At 65.8% G+C, this 23,454-nt stretch carries 17 protein-coding genes; 12 read left to right on the plus strand and 5 right to left on the minus strand.

The window, feature by feature from the left end:
* Nucleotides 1-174: 174 nt before the first annotated feature.
* Nucleotides 175-1,431: an FAD-dependent oxidoreductase gene (locus HWW87_RS15955; protein ID WP_244107248.1), complete on the plus strand. Its 1,257-nt coding sequence runs from the start codon at nt 175-177 to the stop codon at nt 1,429-1,431.
* 209 nt (nt 1,432-1,640) lie between these two features.
* On the opposite strand, the gene HWW87_RS15960 is transcribed toward HWW87_RS15955, so the two are convergent.
* Together HWW87_RS15960 and HWW87_RS15965 are read right to left on the minus strand one after the other, a co-directional pair.
* Nucleotides 1,641-2,594, minus strand: a complete 954-nt coding sequence (locus HWW87_RS15960) for a helix-turn-helix domain-containing protein (protein WP_175821098.1) — start codon at nt 2,592-2,594, stop codon at nt 1,641-1,643.
* A gap of 253 nt (nt 2,595-2,847) precedes the next feature.
* Complete coding sequence (locus HWW87_RS15965; protein WP_175821099.1) at nt 2,848-4,155, minus strand: alginate export family protein; 1,308 nt, start codon at nt 4,153-4,155, stop codon at nt 2,848-2,850.
* Nucleotides 4,156-4,848: 693 nt separating this feature from the next.
* On the opposite strand from HWW87_RS15965, the gene HWW87_RS15970 reads away from it, so the two are divergent.
* Nucleotides 4,849-6,258: an alpha/beta hydrolase domain-containing protein gene (locus tag HWW87_RS15970; protein ID WP_244107249.1), complete on the plus strand. Its 1,410-nt coding sequence runs from the start codon at nt 4,849-4,851 to the stop codon at nt 6,256-6,258.
* A 502-nt stretch (nt 6,259-6,760) separates the two neighbouring features.
* Entirely contained in the window at nt 6,761-7,129 is a 369-nt protein-coding gene (locus tag HWW87_RS37155) for an ATP-binding protein (protein WP_244107250.1), read from the plus strand.
* Nucleotides 7,130-7,237: 108 nt separating this feature from the next.
* Here the strand turns inward: HWW87_RS37155 and HWW87_RS15980 are convergent, their stop codons facing one another.
* Entirely contained in the window at nt 7,238-7,939 is a 702-nt protein-coding gene (locus HWW87_RS15980; protein ID WP_175821487.1) for a FadR/GntR family transcriptional regulator, read from the minus strand.
* Nucleotides 7,940-8,173: 234 nt separating this feature from the next.
* Here HWW87_RS15980 and HWW87_RS15985 point away from each other — a divergent pair, with 234 nt between their 5' ends.
* Genes HWW87_RS15985 through HWW87_RS16020 form a run of 8 tightly spaced genes read left to right on the plus strand, consistent with a single transcriptional unit; the run spans nt 8,174 to nt 17,420 of the window.
* Nucleotides 8,174-9,718 (plus strand): sugar ABC transporter ATP-binding protein, encoded by a 1,545-nt coding sequence (locus HWW87_RS15985; protein WP_175821102.1) that lies wholly within the window; start codon nt 8,174-8,176, stop codon nt 9,716-9,718.
* Nucleotides 9,711-10,742 carry an ABC transporter permease gene (locus HWW87_RS15990; protein ID WP_059577820.1) on the plus strand — a complete coding sequence of 344 codons (1,032 nt, stop codon included), beginning with the start codon at nt 9,711-9,713 and terminating at the stop codon, nt 10,740-10,742. Before HWW87_RS15985 ends, HWW87_RS15990 begins: the two co-directional genes overlap by 8 nt.
* Nucleotides 10,743-10,784: 42 nt before the next feature.
* On the plus strand, nt 10,785-11,732 hold the full coding sequence (locus tag HWW87_RS15995; protein WP_011549866.1) for an ABC transporter substrate-binding protein: 948 nt from the start codon (nt 10,785-10,787) through the stop codon (nt 11,730-11,732).
* 36 nt (nt 11,733-11,768) lie between these two features.
* Nucleotides 11,769-12,785, plus strand: coding sequence for an aldo/keto reductase (locus tag HWW87_RS16000; RefSeq protein WP_175821103.1), 1,017 nt, complete (start codon nt 11,769-11,771; stop codon nt 12,783-12,785).
* Nucleotides 12,782-13,657: an amidohydrolase family protein gene (locus HWW87_RS16005; RefSeq protein ID WP_175821104.1), complete on the plus strand. Its 876-nt coding sequence runs from the start codon at nt 12,782-12,784 to the stop codon at nt 13,655-13,657. Before HWW87_RS16000 ends, HWW87_RS16005 begins: the two co-directional genes overlap by 4 nt.
* 22 nt (nt 13,658-13,679) lie before the next feature.
* Nucleotides 13,680-14,690 carry a zinc-binding alcohol dehydrogenase family protein gene (locus HWW87_RS16010; protein WP_175821105.1) on the plus strand — a complete coding sequence of 337 codons (1,011 nt, stop codon included), beginning with the start codon at nt 13,680-13,682 and terminating at the stop codon, nt 14,688-14,690.
* 31 nt (nt 14,691-14,721) lie between these two features.
* A complete protein-coding gene (locus HWW87_RS16015; RefSeq protein WP_175821106.1) occupies nt 14,722-15,900 on the plus strand; it encodes a mannitol dehydrogenase family protein in 1,179 nt (392 codons plus the stop codon).
* The gene (locus HWW87_RS16020) at nt 15,897-17,420 is read left to right on the plus strand and encodes an altronate dehydratase family protein (RefSeq protein ID WP_175821107.1); all 1,524 of its coding nucleotides are present in this window, start codon (nt 15,897-15,899) and stop codon (nt 17,418-17,420) included. The genes HWW87_RS16015 and HWW87_RS16020 overlap by 4 nt, the downstream gene beginning before the upstream one ends.
* 96 nt (nt 17,421-17,516) lie before the next feature.
* On the opposite strand, the gene HWW87_RS16025 is transcribed toward HWW87_RS16020, so the two are convergent.
* Both HWW87_RS16025 and HWW87_RS16030 read right to left on the minus strand, forming a co-directional pair.
* Nucleotides 17,517-19,478: a phosphatase PAP2 family protein gene (locus HWW87_RS16025; RefSeq protein WP_175821108.1), complete on the minus strand. Its 1,962-nt coding sequence runs from the start codon at nt 19,476-19,478 to the stop codon at nt 17,517-17,519.
* Between the two features lie 188 nt (nt 19,479-19,666).
* Nucleotides 19,667-21,253 (minus strand): methyl-accepting chemotaxis protein, encoded by a 1,587-nt coding sequence (locus HWW87_RS16030; RefSeq protein ID WP_175821109.1) that lies wholly within the window; start codon nt 21,251-21,253, stop codon nt 19,667-19,669.
* Between the two features lie 355 nt (nt 21,254-21,608).
* Between HWW87_RS16030 and HWW87_RS16035 the strand changes: the two genes are divergently transcribed.
* A complete protein-coding gene (locus tag HWW87_RS16035) occupies nt 21,609-23,426 on the plus strand; it encodes a methyl-accepting chemotaxis protein (protein WP_175821110.1) in 1,818 nt (605 codons plus the stop codon).
* Nucleotides 23,427-23,454: the final 28 nt, after the last annotated feature.

Below are 23,454 nucleotides of genomic sequence, written 5' to 3' on the forward strand. Positions count from 1 at the left end.
TCCGCACCGCCCGGCAAATGATCCACTTCGTCGAACACCGGTCCGGCTGAGCGGTTGCCGAAGCGACGGCTTGCCCGGCGAACGTCGTCCGCGAAGGCCGCTTGCAGCGCGCAAGTCGCACGCCGATCCGGTTCGAACCTGTGGATCGCCAGGCTGCTTCCTCGGGAGACAACATTGATATCCTCACAAAAGGCGCCGCTCGTTATCGTCGGGGCCTCGTATGCCGGAACCCATCTTGCCGCGGCTGCGCGCGAACAGGGATTCGATGGAGCTATCGTCCTGATTGGAGACGAGCCGCACGCACCCTACCAGCGCCCGCCTCTTTCCAAAGGCTTGCTCACCGGCAAGACCGGCATGGGCCAGCTCGCGCTGCGCGCTCCGGATTTCTACACCGAACAATGCATCGATCTGCGCGTGGGGCAACGTGCTACCGCGCTGGATCTAGCCGCGCGCCGCGTGCGGCTGGCGGACGGCGATAGTCTCGAATACGGCTGGCTTGCACTCGCTACGGGAGCGCGCTGCCGCCCGCTTCCGGTTCCCGGCGCAGAGCTTCAGGGCGTGCATCAATTGCGCACGCTGGACGACGCGCTGGCGGTGCAGCGCAGGCTCAGTCGTTGCTCGAGCGCGTGCATCGTTGGCGGCGGGTTTATCGGTCTGGAGGTCGCGGCCGCGCTGATCTCCGCCGGAACCAGGGTTACCGTGGTCGAAAGCCAGACGCGCCTCCTCGCACGCGCTTTCCCGGCGTTCATGTCGGACTATGTGGCGGAGGCGCACCGTCAGCGCGGGGTTTCGCTGGAACTGGGCCGCAGCGTACGGGCGCTGCTGGGCCGCCAGGATAGAGTCGAGGCCGTCCAATTCGACGATGGCCGTACGATGGATTGCGACCTGGTCGTAGTAGGCATCGGCGTGTTACCGAACACGGAGCTTGCCGATACCGCCGGCATCGCCTGCAATGACGGCATCCTTGTCGATGCGCTGTGTCGCACCTCGGTGCAGAACGTACTGGCCGTCGGTGACGTGGCGAACATGGCGCAGCCGTCTTTTCCGGGTAGTCCGGCCAGAATGCGGTTTGAATCCATCCAGGCCGCCAACGACGGGGCGCGTGCGGCGGCGTCGGTGGTGGTCGGCCGGCCTCAAGCGCTTTCGGCCGTGCCGTGGTTCTGGAGCGAGCAGCACGACCTGAGATTCCAGATGGCCGGGCTGCCCGCACCCGGAGACCAGGTGGTGTTGCGCGGAGTACCCGCCAGCGATCGCTTTACGGCGTTCTACCTGCGGGATGATGTGGTCACGGCCGCGCATTCCGTCAATCGGCCGTCGGACCACGTGCTGGCGCGCAAGCTGATCGCGCAGCGATCGCGTATTCCTGCTGCGGCGCTGGCCGATCCGACAGCGGATCTCAAATCCATGATCGACGCCGGACAGCTGAATTGACCCGTCATCTTCGGTGTACGCCGGGCGCCTCGCGCACGCAGGTCACCGCTCGTATCTCGGCCATCACGTGAATCTGCGTACGCTCCGTCAGCGGCTTCGGACGCAGAAGATGAAGAGCAGGGTGGTGGTCGCAGTCGTCAGAGTGGATGCAAGACACCCTGGTGTCACCGCCGGGCTCGGCGATCGAACCATGCCGGCTCGTCCATCTTCTATCCGTCGTTACGAACCGGTCTCTTGGTATGCGAAGGCAACTCGCCGAAGAGTGCCAGGTAGTCCTCGGCGAAATGGCTCAAGTGAAAGAATCCCCATCGGGCGGCGGCATCGCCGATCAGGAGTTTGGACGGATGCGTCGACATCAGGCTTCGACGCACGCCGTTGAGCCGCACGGACCGAAGGTAATTCAACGGTGTCGTTCCGGCCACGGATCGAAAGCTATTTTGCACCGTGCGCCGGCTGACCTGCAGTTGCTGGCACAACTCCATCACGCTGGGAACCTTGATTCTTTCCGACATGGCCAGGTGATGACATTTCTCGACGATGAAGCTTTGGGTCGAGCTGCCGTTGCGTTGACGTAGATTGCAATCCGGACTGCTGATCAGTCGAATGATTTCGTGAAGAACGAATTGCTCGAACGCGTCGTCGTGGTGCTGGATGGTGTTGTCTTCGCCGTCGAGGAACGCTTCCGAGAATATCGCAAGCAGGCGACGGCGGCACGCGTTCAGGCGCTGTTTCGGCAACCTGATGACGGGTTGCTTGAGGAGAGTCTTGATCTCGTGGGCGTTCGTGAGGGTCGATAGTGACGACTCGAATATGTCGCGATCGAAGTTGATCGAGAGCATGTCCATGCCCGTTGGCATATGAAACATGAACTCTTCGCCGCCATGCAGAAAGAGAACGCTGTTGCAGTCTGCCTTGCGGCCTTGCATGATGACCGATCCGGACGCGGAAATCGGTACGGCGAAGCAAATCTTTCCCGACGGAGCTTCGCCGTGTTGAACGACGCGCTGGTTTATCCGTTCCCGAAAAAGGTGGCAGCGCGTGCTCGCAAGTTGCATCAGCGAGCTTTCGAGTGAACCCGCCGATATTTGACTGTAGGTTTGATTCCAGTGCTTGATCGACGCTGCGTGGGCATTCACGTCCTCAAATCGGTCGATGCTCTTCATGACAAGAAACCTCGGCGGGGCGGCGGCGGACATGCGTAGGGCGATTGATCGTTTTTGGGCAGGAGAAATTCTGCAAACAAATCGCGCATTATCCCAGCGGGGGAAACCCGCGGATGCCATGCCACGAAGCGGGGCGCCTTCGCCGATCCGGCAGCCCCGTCAAGTTCGATGTATCGAGGGGCCTATGCGGATTCGACCGCTACGGAGTCCGATGCCGGCGCCGCAATGTGCGGCGGGGCGATCGACGATCGGGCTAGAAATTCGCGACGACCATCAGGTTGGCATAGAAGTTCGCGGCTGCGCTACCGGTCTGGTTTCCGCCGTTTGCCGCGTATTTGCGTGGCTTGTAGACGCCGAAGTTCGGGGAAAACTGGAGATGCTTGGTGATGGCCCAATCCAGATAGAGCGTCAGCTCGGACGCGTCGAGATCGAGGGCCGATCGATTGGATAACGTCAGGAAGTTGAAATACATCAGGGTCACGGTCAATTTTTCGGACGGGTGGATCGCGAGCCCGACGTCATGGATGCGTGTATTGAAGTTATATGAAAACGAGTAGTTGGATGCGATTTCACCTTGGTAGCGATCGCCAAATCCGCCCTGGAACAGCGAGTCGAAATCCTTCGAATAACGTGTGTAGCGATAGCTCAACGACGGTTGCCACCGGACATTCTGGAACGTATATCCGGCCTCCGCATACCAACCGTTGTCGTTGCCGGATCGCTTGGTTTGGTACGCATATTCGAACGCGAAGTGCGTATTGGGAATGCCCGCGTCACCGTCGCCTCGAATGCTGTACGTGTTCATCCCCGGGCGATCGAGGCGGCTCGGTGTGCTGACATATCGCTTGTCGATGCTGATGCCATGGATAAACGTTAGCCCTAGCGTTCCCGGCTGAGCCGTATAGTCCAGGGTGCCGACGGCCAACTCGGTATCGGCTTGCAAATGATTGTTCGATTCGAGCCACATTGCGCTTCCGTACCATCCGGTGTCGCCGCCCAGTCGTACCACCGCGGTTCGCGAGAAGGCCACGCGCGGTGCCAGATAGTAAGCGCCACCGCGATCGTAGCGGCCGTCGTCCACAGCCCTGCCGGCACTGACCTTGTCCCCTTTGATCAGGAAACCGGAACCCACGTTGACGTACTGGCTGCCCGCAGAGATGTCGATGCCGTCCTTTCCCAATACCGGAACCGAGTCGCCGGACTTCCAGCCGAGGTAGGCGTCCTCAAGCGCGTTGCGGCGTTCGCGACCGGTCGTAAAGCCGCCGGGATCCCCGTCGCCCCACGTGGCCGAGCCGAGAAGACTCACGGCACCATAGATCGACCCTGCACCGGGGATCGCCGTGCTACCGCTCAAGCCATACTTCAGATAGCCCTCCTGCCACCGGGTAGCGCCCGGACGGTCGATATAACTGCGCTGGACGATGAACAACCCATAGCCCACGCTCAAATTCGCGTCAAGGTTCGTGACCCCATCGTTGTAGAACTCGTATGCGCTTGCGGGCGACGAAAATGTACCGATGGCGAGCAATGCTGGAAAGAAAATTCGGATAACGGAATACATGGAATTGTCCTGAAATGTGCGAGGGGCTGGAATTTTTCTCTACTCGTGGTGCCGTGCGCAAAGCGCGCTGTCGACAGGAGATGGCGCGTCATTGAAGTCAAGTCGTAACGAGAACCGCGAATTGCGGGTTCGAGTGTTCAGTTGCGATGCCACGAAGTGGTAGCCCAAATCAGCACAAAGTACGCGGAATGGGTGCAGGGGGTGATGCGCAACGTGGCGACGCGGTCGAGTCGTTGCCGTCAGCGGTTTCCTTCCGCAAGGGTATTCCCCCGGTTCCATATGGAGTTGCCGTTTCTGGATATTCGGCTGCTTGGAGACGCTGTTTAATTCTTCGTCGAGCAGCGCAGCGTGCGCTCCATTGATCGGCATTGCGGCGAGAAGGCGACCGGCCTTGCTGAAATCGAGGGTGGCACCCGCAGTCCGAAGGAAGAACCCGTGCCGGAATACTGTTCGTCAGTGAATACGAGACGTTGGAAATGGAAGGGCCGGCGCTTTCGTCGCGACGTGGCGTGGGACGCTCGAATGACGTTCGTGAAGCGATGTCGTGCATTGCGCGCTTCGCACAGTGACAAGACTCGTCAATAGTGGAACATTCACATGCACCGTCTGATAGAGAAAACTCGATACGTTGTCCTGATGGGAATCATGCTCGCGTCAGGCGTGTCCGCACCGGTTCACGCGGAGGTCCCGCGAATGCCCACCGTCGTCGAAGTCCCGCCCTCCGGTAAGCTGCCCCTGTCATCGGCTTCCCGCCCTGGAACCGAATATATCGATTTGGCCAGATACGGGTACGCCGAGAAGGAATACTACCTATCCGGTGTCGCACCGGTCATTACCGCGACCGGAAAGACGATGTTCCAGGCGCCGTACCTAACACGGATTCTCGTTCGCGCGCCGACGGACCCGGCCCGCTTCAACGGGACCGTGATAATCGAGCCGTTCAGCTGGTTCGGAGAGCGCGGCGCCGGCTGGATCCTTACCCGGAAATATCTGCTGAGTCACGGATACGCTTACGCCGGATATACGCTCAACAGCAACAAGCCTGCGGTCGACCCCAAGTTCATCTCGGACACACCCAAAGAGCAGGCGGACCAGATCGCATTGTATGGAAAGATCGTCAACTTTGATTTCATGCGTCGATTCGACTACGCGCGTTATGCGCCGCTGGGTGTGTATTACGATCCGGAACACTTCAAGCTCGGCAACGTACCTGATCCTTTCATTCCGCAATCGCAAGGTATCGGCGCGCAGTTGGCGCTGTTGTTGAAATCCAATACGCCGGAAAGTCCGCTTGCGCAGCTGAAGGTTCAGCGCGTCTATGTCGATAGTTGGGCGGTGACGGCGCAGGTGTGGATGGACTACCTCGACCAGGGACGCCACCAGCAATGGCGGATGCCGGACGGTCGTCCTTTGATCGATGCGTACATGGCAGGGCGCATGGCCTATGGCGAGGTTGGGGGCGAGTCGATTCGCGTTCCACGAAAGATGCCGGACGGTGCGCCGTTCGTGACGATCTTCAGCGAATCCGAACTGATGCACGATGTACTCGCTGGCATTCCGGTGCCGCCGGACACCGACAGCCCTCAACTTCGCTATTACGAAGTAACCGGGATGCCGCATCTGCGGAAGGCCGATCTCGGCACGGATGAGAAGGAGCTGTTGGCCGCCGACGTCGGCAAGGGTAACGCCCCGCGCTGCCGAACACTCTACGACGAGCCGGTCGAGGACGTTGTCTCCGCCGTCCTGGACGATATGGACAAGTGGGTACGAGACGGCAAGATCATGCCGAAGGCTCCAAGAGTCATCCGCAACGGAAAGGCCGTCGTGCGCGATCCGGTGACCGGCAATATGGAGGGCGGAGTCCGCCCGCCGTGGATCCAGGTGCCATCCGCCACCTACATGACTGATCAGGAAACGGGTTGCGGCTTGATCTACGACACGAAGATTCCGTATTCGAAGAGCAAGTTGGTCAAGATGTACGGAAATTATCAAAACTACCAGAGCGCATTCGAGAAAGCGAAAGAAAAGGCGGTCAAGGAGGGCTACCTCTTGCCGGACGACGCGGCTGTGCTTCAGCCGATTGCGAAACCTGGGGATTTCTAATTAAGACGATGTTGAACAAGGAGGGGGAATCCCCTCTTATTCTTTTGCAATTGCAAGGGTCATTTTGCAGGAAATTCAGGTCCAGGCTCTCGTCCGGCCGCAGCGGCCGATACGCATTGAAATCTCTCTCTGGGGGCTTTGCGAACCGCGCATGTGGGCAGCCATGAAGGAGGCGCGTAAGCGTTAGCGTCGGGCACCGTGCGGAAGCCGCGCAACTTCAACTCCTTAACGAGCCTGTCCTGCAGCGTCAGATGGGCACGCTCCGCACGCCCCTTGGCCGAATCGATGCGCAGCTCATACATCGCGCGACCGAATCTAGATACGCCTGCGTTGCCTCGAACCACCGATGATCGCTGCCGTCGCTCTGAAACGCAGAATGCGTACATCGAATCGTTCAACGGCAAGCCTCTTCATAAAATCGGAATCGCGGCTGTCGTAAAGAACCCGTATTCCGGTCACCGCTACGAACAGCTCCGTCCACGCCCCAACGAGGAGGATGGTCATGTCGAATGAAACTGCCGCCCAACTGAGGGCGTTAAAGCTGCACAGTATGGCCCAAACGTGGCCGGAACTGCTGGCTCAGGCGAGGCATAAAGACTTTGCTCCGGAGGCGTTCATGCAAGCCTTGTTGAAAGCAGAGATCGCTGAGCGAGCGGTCCGTTCGATCAACTATCAGATGACGGCTGCGCGATTCCCAGCTCATCGGGGCTCTTCCATCTGTTCTCGAGGCTTTACGAGAGGACGAGAGCCTTCCGCGCGGACCGTCTCGGCGGCAGCGTCGAGCTTCCGTGTGGCGAGGCGCTGCAGTAGGTCGGCGTCGGCAATGAAGCCCGCATGCTCGTCGTCGCTGAACAGGTCCCGGCGCACGTAGCCGCCTGCTGCCTCATAGGCGGCAAGGCCGACGAAGCGCACAAGGCGGCTGGCCGAGCCGTTCGCCTAGAGCGCGTTCGGCCCGGCAAAATCCGCCGCCCGCGCGCGGTCACTCCGGATCGGCTTTCAGCCCGCCGTCGATCCACCGCGCTTCGGACGCGCGAAGATGGGCGCGGATGGCCGTCTGCGCCGCAATCGGGTCACCGGCCTGCAGCGCGAGCAGCACGTCCTCGTGCTCGCGCACGGCGGCGGTCCAGGTCTGCGGATTCTCCGCGTGGCCGCGCATGGCCGCCGCGATCGGGTCGTGGCGGCTGTCGAACAGCTCGCCGACGAAGCGGGTGAGCACCGAATTGCCGGCGGCTTCCGCGATCAGCATGTGGAACTGCCGGTCGGCTTCGACCGGGGATTTGCCGGCCTCCGCGAGCCGCTTCATGCGCTGAACGGTGCGGCGCAGGCGCTCGAGCATCGCGGCCGTCATCCGCGCGGCGGCCAGTGCGGCGACGCTGCCTTCGACGGCCGCGCGGGCCTGCATCAATTCCGACGGACTGTCGCCTAGCGTGGCCATCGGGCCGACATCGTCGGCCGCCGTGTCGCGGACATAGACGCCGGAGCCCATCCGGATCTCGATCTGTCCGCCGATTTCCAGCGCGATCAGCGCCTCGCGCAGCGACGGGCGCGATACGCCGAGCGTCAGCGCCAGCTCGCGCTCCGGCGGCAGCCGCTCGCCGATCGCGAATTCGCCCTGACGAATCAACGCGACGATCTGGGCCGCGACCGATTGGTAAAGCCGCTTGGGTTCTGTCGATTTCATCCGATTGATAGGGATCAATGCGCTTTCGGCGCAAGCGCGTGTCGCGGAGTCTATCACGCCTGCCGCATCGCCCCTTGTGGTGGCGGGTTCATTAGGATGTCCGGGTTTTCACCATTGGTAAGATCAGATTGAAATAATTAAATTGGCTTGACCAAAATGGGTTTGGTTGCTGTAATTCATCAAAATTGGACTGACCAAGCGAAGCCGAGGTCGATCCACCCGAAAGGAGACGCCATGGCAATGCCTCGCAATCTGCCCGGTCAGGCCGCTCAGGACGAAGCGGACCGGGAGATCCTGCGCCTGGACGGGATTCGCAAGCGCTTCCCGGGCGTCCTCGCGCTCGACGGGATTCGCCTCGACCTGCGCCGCGGCGAGGTGCATGCGGTGTGCGGCGAAAACGGCGCGGGCAAGTCCACGCTGATGAAGATCATCAGCGGCCAGTACCTGCCCGACGAGGGCGTCGTTCACTATCGCGGCGCGCCGGTGCGGTTTCGTTCGGCCTCCGAAGCGCAGGCGGCCGGCATCGCGATCATTCACCAGGAACTCAATCTCGTCCCGCACCTGAGCGTGGCGGAGAACCTGTTCCTCGCACGCGAGCCGCGGCGCGGGCCGTTCGTCGATACGAAACGCATGAATGCGGAGGCGGCGCGCTGCATCGTGCGAATCGGCCTGAATGTCGCGCCGACGACGAAGGTCGGCGTGCTGTCCATCGCGCAGCAGCAAATGGTCGAGATCGCGAAGGCGTTGTCGCTCGATGCGCGCGTGCTGATCATGGACGAGCCCACGTCGTCGCTGACGGAAGCGGAAACGGCGCAGCTCTTTCGGATCATCGAGGAACTGCGCGCCGACGGCGTGGCGATTCTGTATATCTCGCACCGGCTCGACGAAATGGCGCAGATCGTCGATCGCGTGACGGTGTTGCGCGACGGACGCCACATCTCGACGGACGATTTCGCCGACGTGAGCATCGACGACATCGTCGCGCGCATGGTCGGACGCACGCTCGACGACGCCTATCCGTCACGGCAATCGGTGCCGACCGACGAGGTGCTGCTCGACGTGCGGGAACTGCGCCGCGACGGCGTGTTCGGGCCGGTGTCGTTCGCGCTGCGCCGCGGCGAGATCCTCGGTTTCGCGGGATTGATGGGCGCCGGGCGCACCGAGATCGCCCGTGCGATCTTCGGTGCGGACCGCCCCGACGGCGGCACGATCGCGCTGCACGGCCGGCCGGTGACGATCCGCTCGCCGCGCGAGGCGATCCGGCACGGCATCGCGTATTTGTCGGAGGACCGCAAGAAGGAGGGGCTCGCGCTGCCGATGCCCGTCGCGGCGAACCTCACGCTCGCGAACGTGCGCGGCATCGCATCACGCTTAGGGTTCCTGCGCTTCGACGCCGAGCTGGACGTGGCGCGCCGCTACGTGCAGGACCTCGCGATCCGCACGCCGTCCGTGCACCAGCGCGTGCGCAACCTGTCCGGCGGCAACCAGCAGAAGGTCGTCATCGGCAAATGGCTGTACCGCGGCTCGAAGATCCTGTTCTTCGACGAGCCGACGCGCGGCATCGACGTCGGCGCGAAATTCGCGATCTACGGGCTGATGGACCGGCTCGCCGCCGACGGCGTTGGCGTGGTGCTGATCAGTTCGGAACTGCCGGAGCTGCTCGGCATGACCGACCGGATCGCCGTTTTTCACGAAGGTCGATTGACCGCATTGCTCGACACGAAACACACCAGTCAGGAGGAGATCATGCACTACGCGTCGGGGCGTTCCCATGCTTGAAATGACATCCGATCGGAGCCAGGCCGACGAGCGGGCGGCGCGACAGCGGCGGCGCGACCTGATCCAGAAGTTCGCGGCGCTGGGCAGCCTGGTCGTGCTCGTGTTCGCGTTCTCGATATCGAGCGCGGCGTTCTTCTCGGTCGACAACCTGATGACCGTCGGCCTGCAGGTCACGTCCATCGCCTATCTGGGCGTGGCCGCGACCTGCGTGATCATCACCGGCGGCATCGACCTGTCGGTCGGCTCGGTGCTCGCGCTGGCCGGCGTCTGCGCGGCGCTGCTGGTCAAGGCCGGCGTGCCGGTGCCCGCCGCGATGGCGGCCGGCATCCTGGTCGGCGCGCTGTGCGGGCTCGTCAACGGCATCTGCGTGACGCGCATGGGCCTGCCGCCGTTCATCGCGACGCTCGGCATGATGCTCGTCGCGCGCGGCATCGCGCTCCAGATCACGGGCGCCCGGCCGGTATCGGATCTCGGCGACGCGTTCGGCGCGCTCGGCAACGGCGCGCTGCTGCGGATCTCGCGCATCGGCGCGGACGGCTTCCCCGACACGACCTTTCCCGGCATTCCGTATCCGGTCGTGATCATGGTCGTGCTGTTCGTCGTGGTGTCCGTCCTGCTGTCGAGAACGTCGCTCGGCCGTCATATCTACGCGGTCGGGTCGAACGCGGAAGCCGCCCGGCTGTCGGGCGTGAACGTGCAGGGCGTGAAGCTGTTCACCTACGTGCTGTCCGGCGCGCTCGCGGGCGTGACCGGTTGCGTGCTGATGTCGCGGCTCGTCACCGGCCAGCCGAACGAAGGCGTGATGTACGAGCTCGACGCGATCGCCAGCTCGGTCATCGGCGGCACGTCGCTGATGGGCGGCGTCGGCACGATTTCCGGCACGGCGATCGGTGCGTTCGTGATCGGCGTGCTGCGCAACGGCCTGAACATGAACGGCGTGTCGAGCTTCATCCAGCAGATCATCATCGGCGTCGTGATCCTGGGCACGGTCTGGATCGACCAGTTGCGCAATCGCCGGCCCTGACCGGCAGCAAGCAGTCCCTACCAACGAGAAGCGGAGCGAGACATGAACAAATCCATCCTGCTGGCGGCATCGGCGTGCGTGTTCGCGGTATGCAGCAGCGGCGCGTATGCGGCGGGCGGCGAGATCGCCGTGATCGTCAAGACGGTCAATTCGAACTACTGGCAAAACGTGCAGAAAGGCGCGAAGGCGGCGCTCGACGGGGCCAAGGGCTACACGATGACGTTCCAGGGGCCGGCGGCCGAGTCCGACATCAGCGGGCAGGTCAACATGGTCGACAACGCGGTCACGCGTCATGTGGCGGGCATCGTGCTCGCGCCGTCCGATCCCGATGCGCTCGTGCCCGCGATCAAGAAGGCGTGGGAAGCGCACATTCCCGTCGTGCTGATCGACTCGGCCATCGCGGACGCCGGCAAGCCGTACTACCAGGCGTTCCTGTCGACCGACAACGAGAAGGCCGGCGCGCTGTGCGCGAAGGCGCTGATCGACCGCGTCGGGCAGTCCGGCAAGATCGCGATCATGTCGTACGTGCCGGGCGCGGGGTCCGAGGTCAGCCGCGTCGGCGGGTTCCGCAAGTACATCGAGAGCCATTCGAAGCTGCAGGTCGTCGGCCCGTACTACTCGCAATCACAAATGGCGACCGCCCTGAACCAGACGACCGACGTGCTGTCGGCGAACCCCGACCTGAAGGGCATCTTCGGCGCGAACGAGCCGACCGCGGTCGGCATGGGCCGTGCGCTGAAGCAGTCGGGCAAGGCGGGCAAGGTGGTGGCGATCGGGTTCGACGGCAACGAGGACCTGCAGGGCTTCGTGCGCGACGGCACCGTGCAGGCGATCGCCGTGCAGGGCTCGTGGCAGATGGGGAACCAGGGTGTGCGCACGGCGCTCGACGTCATCGAGCGCAAGCCTGCGCCGAAGCTGATCGATACCGGCGTCGTGATGGTCGACAAGCAGAACCTCGATTCGCAGGCGGCGAAGAATGTCCTGTACTGATCGCCCGTGCCGCTTTCCCGCATCGAGTCACGCGTCATGAACGCACACGATACGCGCACCTTGCCGCGCAGCGGGCTGACGGTGTCCGCGCTCGGTCTCGGCTGCTCGCAGCTGGGCGGCCTTTATCGTCCGATGTCGGCCGCCGACGCCGCCGCGCTCGTCGACGCTGCGTGGGCCGCCGGCCTGCGCTACTTCGACACCGCGCCTTATTACGGGTACACGCTGTCAGAGCGGCGCGTGGGCGAGGGGCTCGGACAGCGCGAGCGCGGCGCTTTCACGCTCAGCACGAAGGTCGGGCGGCTGATGCGCGCCGACGCGAGCGTGCGGCCGGGCGACGACGGCTGGGCCGAGCCGCTGCCGTTCCGGCCGGTCTACGACTACAGCTACGACGGCATCATGCGTTCGCACGACGACAGCCGGCAACGGCTCGGCCTCGCGCGGATCGACATGCTGTACGTGCACGACATCGGCGCGATGACGCACGGCGATCGTCACGCGCACTACTGGGAACAGTTGACCCGCGGCGGCGGGTTTCGCGCGCTGGATGCGCTGCGCGCGGGCGGCGAGATCGGCGGGTTCGGTCTCGGCGTGAACGAATGGGAAGTCGCGGCCGACGCGCTGAACGAAGCGGCGCTCGACGCCGTGCTGCTCGCCGGCCGCTACACGCTGCTCGAACAGACGGCGCTCGAACCGCTGCTCGACGTGTGCGCCCGTGAAGGGACGGGCATCGTGATCGGCGGCGTGTTCAATTCGGGCGTGCTCGCCGGCAACGGCAAGTTCAACTATTCGGACGCGAGCGCCGACGTGATCGACAAGGCGACGCGGCTCGGCGCGCTGTGCAATCGCTTCGACGTGCCGCTGCCCGCCGCTGCCTTGCAGTTTCCGTTCGGCCATCCGGCCGTCGTGTCGTGCGTGATCGGCGCGCGCAGCGTGGCCCAGCTGAAGCAGAACATCGCATGGTTCGAACGCCCCGCGCCGGCCGAACTATGGGATGCGCTGCGCGACGAAGGCCTGATCGACGCGCACGCGCCGATTCCGGGAGCACGCGCATGACCGTGCGGATCGACGCCCATCAGCACTACTGGCGAATCGGCGCGCGGGCCGGCTGCTGGCCGCCGGCCGAACTCGACGCGATTCACCGGGATTTCGGCCCGGCCGATCTGGCGCCGCTGCTCGACGCCGCGCGCATTGATGCCACCGTCGTCGTGCAATCGCTGCCGAGCGAGGCCGATACGCGCTTTCTGCTCGATCTCGCGGCCGCAACGCCGACCGTCGGCGCCGTGGTCGGCTGGGTCGACCTGAAGGCCGACGACGCACCGGCGCGGATCGCGGCGTTTGCATCCGCGCCGAAGGCGCGCGGCTTGCGACCGATGTTGCAGGATCTGCCCGACGACGCGTGGATCGACGATCCGCGGCTGGATCGCGCGGTCGCCGCGATGCGCGAGCATGCGCTGGGTTTCGATGCGCTGGTGATGCCGCGCCATCTCGATGCGCTGCACGCGTTCGCGCGACGCCATCCGGATCTGCCGATCGTGATCGACCACGGCGCGAAGCCGTTCATCGAGTGGGGCGAGCTGCAGCCGTGGCGGTCGGCGATGGCCCGGCTCGCGAGTCTGCCGAACCTTCATTGCAAGCTGTCCGGGCTCTGGACGGAGGCCGGGCCGTCGGTTGGCCCGGATGCCGTGCGTGCGCGCACGCGGCCGTATGTCCACGCGCTGGCCGAGCTGTTCGGGCCGACGCGCCTGATGTGGGGCAGCGACTGGCCGGTGCTGCGGCTGGCGTCGGCGTGCGGCGGCTACGGCGAATGGCTGGCCGCGTGCGAGGACGATTGCGCGCAGTGGCTCGGCTCCGCGGCGCTGGCCGACCTTTTCGGCGGCAATGCGCGCCGCTTCTACCGGATCGATACCGCACGCCACGACGAATGAACCAGAACGAAAGGAACCCGACATGCTCAGCGTGATTTGCGAATCCCCCGGCGTGCTGCGCGTGCAGCATCGCGAGCAGCCCGTGCGCGGCAGCGGCGAAGTGCTGTTGCGCGTGCAACGTGTCGGCATTTGCGGCACCGACCTGCACATCTTCACCGGCAACCAGCCGTACCTCGAGTATCCGCGGGTGATGGGCCACGAGCTTTCCGCGGTCGTCGTCGAGGCGGAACCCGAGTCGGGGCTCGGCGCCGGCGACGCGGTGTACGTGATGCCGTATCTGTCGTGCGGACACTGCGTCGCGTGCCGTCACGGCAACACGAACTGCTGCGTGAACATCAAGGTGCTCGGCGTACATCGCGACGGCGCGCTGGCCGAATACCTGAGCGTGCCCGCGCAGTTCGTGCACAGGGCCGACGGCATTTCGCTCGACCAGGCGGCGATGCTGGAATTCCTCGCGATCGGCGCACATGCGGTGCGGCGCGCGGACGTCCGCGCCGGGCAGCGGACGCTGGTCGTCGGCGCGGGGCCGATCGGCATGGCCGCGATGATTTTCGCGAAGCTGCGCGGCGCCGACGTCACGTGCCTCGACACGCGGGCGGATCGACTGGCGTTTTGCCGGCAGCATCTGGCGGTCGATGCGACGGTGGAGGTGGGGGCGGACGACGCGGCGCGTCTCGCGGCGTTGACGAACGGCGAGTATTTCGATGCGGTGTTCGACGCGACGGGCAACCTCGATGCAATGAATCGCGGTTTCGAATTCGTCGCGCACGGTGGCAAATACACGTTGATCTCGATCGTGCGCGGGCACGTCGCGTTTTCGGATCCCGAATTCCACAAGCGGGAAACCACGCTGCTCGCGAGCCGCAATGCCACGGCCGAGGATTTCGCGACGGTGCTCGACGCGATGCGCGCGGGGCGCATTCCGGACCGCGCGCTGAACACGCACCGGATGCGGCTCGACGAGGTGCCGGACGCGCTTCCGCGTCTGCTGGAAGCCGGGCAGACCGTCGTGAAGGCGCTCGTCGAATGCTGACCCCTCGCATCCGTCACGCGGAGCGCATGCGATGACGCCGCCGATCCTGCAGTTCGGCACGAGCCGCTTCCTGCTGGCGCACGTCGACCTGTTCGTCTCCCAGGCGCTGGACGACGGCAACGCGATCGGCGGCATCGGCATCGTGCAGACGACCGGCAATCCGGCCAGCCGCGCCCGCATCGACGCGCTGCGTGCTACCGGTCGCTATCCGGTGCGAATTCGCGGGCGCGACCGCGGCGGCGTCGTCGACGAAGTCGTCGAGTGCCGCGCCGTGCATCGCGCGTGGGACGCCGAGCGTGACTGGGCGGCGATACGCCGTGCCGCGATCGAGACGGTGCGCGTGATCGTGTCGAACACCGGCGACGCAGGCTATCGCGCCGATCCGCGCGACGCCGCGGACCTGCTGGACCAGCCGGAGCAGACCCCGCGCGGCTTTCCGGCGAAGCTGCTCGCGCTGCTTCATGCGCGCTGGCAGGTGCGGCCCGACGAGGGCATCGCCATCCTGCCTTGCGAACTGGTGACGAACAACGGCGACACGCTGCGCGACATCGTGCTGGGCCTCGCGCGCCAGTGGCGGCTGCCCGACGCGTTCACCGACTATCTGGCCAACCACTGCGTGTGGGTCAACTCGCTCGTCGACCGCATCGTGTCCGAGCCGCTTCATCCGGTCGGCGCGATCGCGGAGCCCTACGCGCTATGGGCGATCGAACGGCGTGCCGGCATGGCGCTGCCGTGCCGGCACGCGCAGATCGTCGTCACCGACGATTTGCGCAGCCACGAGCGCCTGAAGCTGTTCTTCCTCAATCTCGGGCACAGCTGGCTCGCGGAGCAGTGGCTCGGGGCGGGGCGCGACGCATCGGAAACGGTGCTGGACGCGATGAACGATGCGCGGCTGCGCGACGGTCTCGAGGCGGTGTGGCGCGATGAAGTCGCGCCGGTATTCGTGGCGCTGGGCTTGCGCGAAACGGCGGAACGCTACGTCGACAGCGTGCGCGAGCGCTTTCTCAATCCGTTTCTCGCGCATCGCATCGCCGATATCGCGGTCAACCATCGCGACAAGGTGGTGCGGCGGATCGAGCCGCTGCTCGCGCTCGCGGATTCGCTGGCGCTGCCGGACGGACAACCGCGGTTGCGGCAACTCGTCGCCCGCCATGATCCGGCGGCCGGAGACCCGGCGGGCGTCGCAATGACAGGGAGAGGTGCATCGTGAAGCAACCGGCAATCGTGATCCTTCACGGCAACGACAACGTCGCCGTCGCACTCGACGCGCTGGCGCCGGACGTGCCGATCGACGTGCACGGTGCGCCGCTGCGACTGGCGGCCGCGGTGCCGGCCGGCCACAAGGTCGCCACCGCGCCGATCGCGCGCGGCGACGCGATCGTCAAATGCGGGCAGCCGATCGGCATCGCGCTGTGCGACATCGCCGCGGGCGAGCACGTGCACGTGCACAACGTCGGGATGCCCGATCGGCATGCGCACGACGACGGGCCTGCCGGCGACGCGCACGAGGTTCCGGCGGATCGCGGCGATACCTTCGACGGATTCGTGCGGCCCGACGGCAGCGTGGGGACCCGCAACTATGTCGGCGTGATCGCGAGCGTCAACTGTTCGGCGAGCGTCTGCCATGCGATCGCCGATGCCTACCGGCACGGCGCGCTCGATGCGTTCGGTCATGTCGACGGCGTCGTCGCGATCACCCATCAGAGCGGCTGCGGCATGTCGGCAACCGGGGACGGCATCGAACTGCTGCGGCGCACGCTCGTCGGCTACGCGCGCAACCCGAATTTCGCCGGTGTGCTGCTCGTCGGCCTCGGGTGCGAGGTCAATCAGGTCGGGGCGCTCGCGGAACGGCTCGACGCGGCCGCGCCGGGCACCGTGCGCACGCTGGTTATCCAGGACGAGGGCGGGGTGCGCGACACCGTTGCCAAAGGCGTGTCGATCGTGCGCGAGTTGCTGGCCGTGGCCGACGGCGCGCGTCGCAGCGCGGTGCCGGCATCGCGGCTGACGGTCGGCCTGCAATGCGGCGGGTCCGACGGCTACTCGGGCATCACCGCGAATCCGGCGCTCGGCGCGGCCGTCGATCTGCTGGTCCGCAACGGCGGCACCGCGATTCTGTCCGAGACGCCCGAGATCTACGGCGCGGAGCATCTGCTGATCGCGCGGGCGGCGTCGCGCGACGTCGCCGGGCGTCTGCTCGGCAGGTTGCAGTGGTGGGAGCGCTACGTCGCCGACAACGGCGGCGAAATGAACAACAACCCGTCGCCCGGCAACCTCGCCGGCGGCATCACGACGATTCTCGAGAAGTCGCTCGGCGCGGTGTCGAAGGGCGGCCGCTCGCCGCTGCGCGCGGTCTACGACTATGCGGAGCCGGTGCGGCAAGCCGGGCTCGTGTTCATGGATACGCCCGGTTACGACCCGGTGTCGGCCACCGGGCAGATCGCCGGCGGCGCGAACCTGGTGTGCTTCACGACGGGCCGGGGTTCGGTGTTCGGCTCGAAGCCGGTGCCGACGATCAAGATTGCGACGACGAGCGGCCTGTTCGAGCGGATGCAATCGGACATGGATTTCGACAGCGGCGGGATCGTCGCCGGTTCGCTCACGGTCGGCGAGGCAGGCGAGCGGCTGTTTCGGCTGATGCTCGACGTCGCCTCCGGACGACGATCCCGCAGCGAGGACAACGGTATCGGCGAACGCGAGTTCGTGCCGTGGCTGCGCGGCGCGATCATGTGACGCGCCGCGCGGCGTACGACCCTCCGCGCAATCGGGCCGCGAAGGAGCACCCGCGATGGAAACCGGCATGAGCCGGCCGCCGATCGCCGATTCAGGCTATGCCCCCGACAGCGTGATCGACACGCCCGTCGCGGTGTAGACCGGCGTGGCCTTGAACCCGTCGACCGTCACCGTCGAGAACTTCGCGGCCGCCGCCGCGCCGTCGATCAGCGCGATGGTGTTGCCGGCCTTCGGCGCGTAGCCGTTCACGAATTTCACGTGCAGCGTGCCGCCCGCGACGGTGAGCGGCCCGCCCACGCGTAGCCGTCCGCCGCCGTTGCCGTCGATGTCGAGTTCGAGCGTCGTGTTGTCGAGCTGCGTGTAGCGGGTGGCGATCGTCACCGGCGCGGCGGCCGCGATCCGCACGCTGCCGCCCGCGCCGACGTACACGTCTCCTTTGCCGAACGCCGTCGTCGACGCGGCCGCCAGCGTGCCGCCGCTCACCTGCGTGCCGCCCGTGTAGCCGTTGTTGCCCGCCAGCGTCAGCGTGCCACTGCCTTGCAGCGTCAGCTTGCCGGCGCCCGCGACGTCGTTGCGCCACAGGTCGGCGGCATTGAGCCCGCCCTGCGACGCATCCATCGACACGATCACGTTGCCGTTGAACGCGCCGTAGCCGTCGGCCGCCGTGAACAGGTTCAGGCGCCCCCAGCCTTCCGCGTCGTCCATCACCGGATAGCCGGACGGCAGCTCGGTCGTCTTCAGCACGACGCGCCGCTGGTCGGCGCTCAGGTACGGAAAGCGCGTCTGCAGCAGGATCTCCGCGCCCTTCGGCACGACCGGCGGTGCGTTCGTCGATTCGATCGCGCCGAAGCCGAATGTCATGCGGCGCAGGAACGCGGTCTTGTTCGTCGTGTAGTCGGCGAACCGGTCGGTGGCCGTCGTGCCGGCGTGGGCGAATGCGGGGAAGGTCGCGGCGCTGGTTCCCGTCAGTTGTTGCAGCGTCTGATGGGCTTGCGTGTACGCGGCCTGCGCGTCGCCGGCGTACGCGGTCAGGTTCGCCGCGCTGACGGCCAGCGCGAGCATGCGGCCGCCGATCACGTCGAGCGGCGAATGCATGCCGGCGAGGATCCGGTTCTCGCCGAGCTCGAGGCCGCGGCTGACCATCTCCTGGAAGCGTTCCGGCACGAGCCACGCCATCGTCGTCGCATCGCGCACCGCTTCGGCCGTGTGGCCGCTGATGAAGCCGCCGTCGGTCGCGGGCGTCGCGCTTTCGGCCGGCACGAGCGTCGGCGCGACGATCACGCCGGTGCTCCAGCGGTACGGCCGCGCGTATTTGAAGAAGCGCTTCGACGGTTCGGTCGACGCGTTGTTGCCCATTTCGTTGAGCAGGTCGACGACCTTCCCGAAGCTGGCGTTGCCGCTGCTGCTGCCGACGCCGACGTTGTTGCCGGAATCGTTGTACAGCACGGTCGTGGCATCGGCGGGCACGCTGGTGATGCTGGTCGTCTGCTGGGCCGCGGTGCGCCACGCGGCGGTGAGCGGGCCCATGCCGTCGGTCACGCTGTATCCCTTGCCGCGCCGGTCGTCGTAGTACGCGGCATCGGCCTGCTGCGGCGTCCGGGCGGTCGTCGCGTTGATCACGTACTGCACGTTGGCCGACAGCACCGCATCGTTCAGGATCGTGCCGCACGAGACGCCGCTGTTCGGCAGTCCGGAGCAGGTCGACGGCGAGATGGCCGGGAACGCGCCGTTGGCCGGCGCGGTGACGCCCGCGTCGACCAGCATCGTCGACGGTTGCCAGAGATCGAGGAAACGGCTCAACACGCGCACCGCGGCGTTGGTCGACAGCGTCGCATAGCGCGCATCGCCGCGCTGGTTGGTCGCGACGGTGTCGACGAAGGCGGGCGCGCTCGGGATCGGCGCGCTGTCGACGAAGCCGGGGTCGGCGGGCGGCGCCGGAACGGCCGCGGCGATCGTGCCGGTCGACGTGACGTCGTCGCCGCCGCCGCAGGCAGCCAGTACGATCGCACTCGACAATGCCGCGACGTGCAGCGGGAAACGGCTTCGTGACGCAAACATGCAAGACTCCATCCTGATGGTAGAAGATGGAGGATTGTCGTGAGCGATCGTTACGCGGTCGTTACGGAATTGTTTCGCGTCGTACGCGGCGAGCGAAAATTCCCACTATTTGGTTAATTTCCGATGCTTAACATGACGAACGCCGGAATCCGTGCGTCCGTCACCGATACAGGGCGGCGGCCGTCGGCCTACGCGCTCGCCGTGCGCGTGTCCAGCCGGAACAGCGAGACGGCCTCGGCAAGCCGGTTTCCCTGTTCCTCGAGCGACTTCGATGCGGCGGCAGCCTGCTCGACAAGCGCGGCATTCTGCTGGGTGACTTCGTCCATTTGCGTGATGGCCAGATTGACCTGCTCGATGCCGCGGCTCTGCTCGTTCGACGCGGCGGCGATCTCGCCCATGATGTCGGTCACGCGCGAGATCGCGTGCGTGACCTGGCTCATCGTCTCGCCCGCATTGTTCGCTATATGGGAGCCGTCCTGGATTTTCCGGACCGATTGCGAGATCAGCTCGCGAATTTCCTTCGCGGCGCTCGACGAGCGCTGCGCAAGGCTTCTGACTTCGCTGGCCACCACCGCGAAGCCGCGGCCCTGTTCGCCCGCGCGGGCGGCCTCCACGGCCGCGTTGAGCGCGAGAATGTTGGTCTGGAACGCGATCCCTTCGATGATCCCGGTGATCTCGGCGATCTTGGCGGAGCTCGCGCTGATGTCCGTCATCGTGTCGACCATCAGGCCGACCGCCGAACTGCCGCGCTGGGCGACCTCCGATGCGTTGTCGGCCAGGCCGCTCGCCTGCTGCGCATTGTCGGCGTTCAGGCGTACGGTGGACGTCAGTTGCTCCATGCTCGAGGCGGTCTCCTGCAGCGAGGCAGCCTGCTGTTCCGTGCGGGAGGACAGGTCCTGGTTGCCGGATGCGATTTCGCCGGCGCCCGTCGCGACGTTGCCCGATGCGGTACGGACTTCCGAGATCAGGCGGATCAGGTTCGCCTGCATGTCGCGCATCGAAGCCAGTACGCTGCCGGCCGGCGCGGCGCCGGTCGTAGATTCGGCGCCGAGATCGCCGGCGGCGATATGGCGCGCGATATCGCTGAGCGCGGCAGGCTCCGTGCCGAGCGAGCGCAGCAGGCCGCGGGTGATGAAGAGGCCGGAGATCGCGGCTGCCGCGGCGGCGGCGATGCAGATCGCGATCAGCGTCAGGCGTCGCGAGGTATAACGGTCGTCCGATTCCTTCACCAGTTGGGCGGCCATCGTGCGCGAGTACGTCGCATACGCGTCGGTGGCAGTGACGAGCCGGGCCAGCAGCGGTCGGCACTGTTCGTTGATCATCGTGATCGCCTGATCGCGCCGGTTGTTCGCCGCCGCATCGACGATGGCGCGCGCCACGGGGCCGTACTGCGCCTCGACCGCCCCGATTTCGCGAACCAGTTCGCGAGCTTTGTCGGTCGCGCCGCTGCCCTCGCGGACCGCATTCGTCAGTTCGCCCAGCAGCGCGCCGACTTCGCGGTCGGCCTGGAGTGCCGCTTCCTTCTCGATGTCCGCGTCGCGCGGCCCGGTCGCGAGGACCTGGTTGCGGGCGGCGATCGCGCGCCGGTCGACCGCGACGCGGACCCTGTCCACCAGGGTCGCGCGGGCGTTGGTGCCGTTGACGTAGTTCTCGAATGCCGCGTTCGCGTTGCCGAGCGATACGATGCCGAGGAGGGAGACGAGCACGACCATGCACGTAAGAAGTCCGAAAGCCATGAGCAGCTTCGTGCGAACCGTTAACCGTCGATCATTCATGGGAAAAGTCCAGTCTTGAGTATCAAATAGCTTTCCTTATTATCGGAGCGGTGAATGAACAATTTAGGACCCTCGATCGGGGCAATCGTTTGCGTGTGACCTGCCATCAAAAAAACTTCAGACCGCGCTCCGCGCTCGTCACGCGGAGCGGGCGAACGGCTCCGTTTTCGCACGACACACTCGCTTCTGCCTTCGCGCTTCGCGCGATAGCGCGCCGTGTTGCCGTCTGCATGCCCGTGCCGGTCGCCGTACGCCGGTATCGCTCAACTTCCCGCCCCCGGTGCCGTTAAACGGATCAGGATCGCCCTGTTCAGCGATCCATTTCAATCACGCGGTAACGGAGACTGAAGTCATCATGCTGTCATCAATTCGCGCACGGATACTGGCGACGTGTGTCGCCATCGTCGTGACGGCGCTGGCCGTCACCGGGGGGCTCGTCTATTACGTCGTCAAGACCCACAACGACGAGGCCATCGACCAGAATCACAAGTCGATCCTCGCCGGCCATGCGCTGGCGATCGACGAATGGGTGGCCAGCCGGGCGCGCGAAACCCAGGCGCTCGCCGACACGATCGCGATTGGCGAGGGCGATCCGGTGCCGGCGTTGAAGCTGCTCGGCAAGTCGGGCGGCTTCGAGGTTCTGACGCTCGGCCTGCCGGACAAGACGGCGTTCTCGAACGTGCCGCTCGCGCCCGGCTACGATCCGACCGCGCGGCCCTGGTACAAGCAAGCGGTCGGCGCGGGCCACCCGGTCGTGACGGCGCTGTACCGCGATGCGACGAGCGGCAAGCCGGCCGTCGCGTTCGCGGTGCCCGTGGTGCGCGACGGCGCGGTGAAGGGCGTGCTGGCCGCCAGCCTGTTCATGGAGAACGTGAGCTCGATCGTGACCTCCGTTCACCCGACGCCGGCGAGCTTCGCGTTCCTGGTGGACAAGGGCGCGCGCGTGATCGCGTCGGCCAAGACCGACCTGATCATGAAGCCGGCCACCGGCTTGTCGCCGGAACTCGATGCCGATCACCTCGGCGCGCTGCAGACGGCGTCCACGCCGGTCGCGGTCGACATCGACGGCGCCGCCAAATTGATGCGCGCACAACCGATCGTCGGCACCGACTGGTCGCTGGTGCTCGCGCTCGACAAGGGCGACGTGACGGCCGGCATGCGAGCGGTCGCGACGACGACGCTGTTGGCGATCGTGATCGTCGCCGTCATCGCGGCGGCGCTCGTCGGCGCGATGACGAACGCGGCCTTCAAGCGCATCCTGATGGTGCGCGACGCGCTCGTGGACGTATCGAGCGGCAGCGGCGACCTGACGAAGCGCCTGCCCGCCGACGGCGCGGACGAAGCCGCGCAGATCGCGCACGCGTTCAACGCGTTCGCCGAGAAGATCAGCACGATCCTGCGGCAGATCCGCGAGTTCAGCGCGTCCGTCAACCTCGCGAGCGCCGAGATCGCCCAGGGCAACCAGGATCTGTCGGCTCGCACCGAACACGCGGCGTCGAGCCTGCAGGAAACGGCCGCCGCGCTCGAGGAGATCGCCGGCACGGCCCGCAACTCGGCCGACGCGGCGAGCCAGGTGAACCGCCTGGCGGAATCGGCGTCGGATGTCGCGCTGCGGGGCGGCACGGTCGTGCGCGACGTCGTCTCGACGATGCACGACATCACGCAGGCGTCGACAGAGATCGCCAACATCGTCGGCGTGATCGACGGCATCGCGTTCCAGACCAACATTCTCGCGTTGAACGCCGCCGTCGAGGCGGCCCGCGCGAACGAGCACGGCCGCGGCTTCGCGGTCGTCGCCGGGGAGGTGCGTGCGCTCGCGCAGCGCAGCGCGCAGGCCGCGCGGGAAATCAAGCAGCTGATCCACTCGTCGGTCGAGAAGATCGAGGGCGGCTCCGGGCTCGTGAAGACAGCCGGTGCGACGATGGACGAAATCGTCGACGGCGTGCGCAACATCACGAGCGTGATTGCCGAAATCAACGTCGCCGCCAAGGAGCAGAGCACGGGGCTCGAGCAGGTGAACCAGGCGGTGTCGCAGCTCGACGATACGACGCAGCAGAACGCGGCGCTCGTCGAGCAATCGGCGGCAGCCGCGACGTCGCTGCGCGAGCAGGCGGCCCGGCTCGCGCAGACGGTCGGCGAGTTCAAGCTGGCGGAGCGTGCCGTTCCGGTGTGACGTTCCCGCTGATCGCGCCGGCCAATCG

Origin of the sequence: Burkholderia sp. BCC0419 (assembly GCF_902830285.1) — a bacterium.
Taxonomy (GTDB): domain Bacteria; phylum Pseudomonadota; class Gammaproteobacteria; order Burkholderiales; family Burkholderiaceae; genus Burkholderia.

Bases quoted from the DNA above. Each gene is read 5' to 3' on its own strand.
- HWW87_RS16000 (WP_175821103.1), top strand. From the start codon at position 11,769: ATGAACGCACACGATACGCGCACCTTGCCGCGCAGCGGGCTGACGGTG.
- HWW87_RS37155 (WP_244107250.1), top strand. From the start codon at position 6,761: ATGTCGAATGAAACTGCCGCCCAACTGAGGGCGTTAAAGCTGCACAGT.
- HWW87_RS15995 (WP_011549866.1), top strand. From the start codon at position 10,785: ATGAACAAATCCATCCTGCTGGCGGCATCGGCGTGCGTGTTCGCGGTA.
- HWW87_RS15985 (WP_175821102.1), top strand. From the start codon at position 8,174: ATGGCAATGCCTCGCAATCTGCCCGGTCAGGCCGCTCAGGACGAAGCG.
- HWW87_RS15965 (WP_175821099.1), bottom strand. From the start codon at position 4,155: ATGTATTCCGTTATCCGAATTTTCTTTCCAGCATTGCTCGCCATCGGT.
- HWW87_RS16010 (WP_175821105.1), top strand. From the start codon at position 13,680: ATGCTCAGCGTGATTTGCGAATCCCCCGGCGTGCTGCGCGTGCAGCAT.
- HWW87_RS15980 (WP_175821487.1), bottom strand. From the start codon at position 7,939: ATGAAATCGACAGAACCCAAGCGGCTTTACCAATCGGTCGCGGCCCAG.
- HWW87_RS16030 (WP_175821109.1), bottom strand. From the start codon at position 21,253: ATGAATGATCGACGGTTAACGGTTCGCACGAAGCTGCTCATGGCTTTC.
- HWW87_RS15960 (WP_175821098.1), bottom strand. From the start codon at position 2,594: ATGAAGAGCATCGACCGATTTGAGGACGTGAATGCCCACGCAGCGTCG.
- HWW87_RS16035 (WP_175821110.1), top strand. From the start codon at position 21,609: ATGCTGTCATCAATTCGCGCACGGATACTGGCGACGTGTGTCGCCATC.
- HWW87_RS15970 (WP_244107249.1), top strand. From the start codon at position 4,849: ATGCCCACCGTCGTCGAAGTCCCGCCCTCCGGTAAGCTGCCCCTGTCA.
- HWW87_RS16015 (WP_175821106.1), top strand. From the start codon at position 14,722: ATGACGCCGCCGATCCTGCAGTTCGGCACGAGCCGCTTCCTGCTGGCG.
- HWW87_RS15990 (WP_059577820.1), top strand. From the start codon at position 9,711: ATGCTTGAAATGACATCCGATCGGAGCCAGGCCGACGAGCGGGCGGCG.
- HWW87_RS16005 (WP_175821104.1), top strand. From the start codon at position 12,782: ATGACCGTGCGGATCGACGCCCATCAGCACTACTGGCGAATCGGCGCG.
- HWW87_RS16025 (WP_175821108.1), bottom strand. From the start codon at position 19,478: ATGTTTGCGTCACGAAGCCGTTTCCCGCTGCACGTCGCGGCATTGTCG.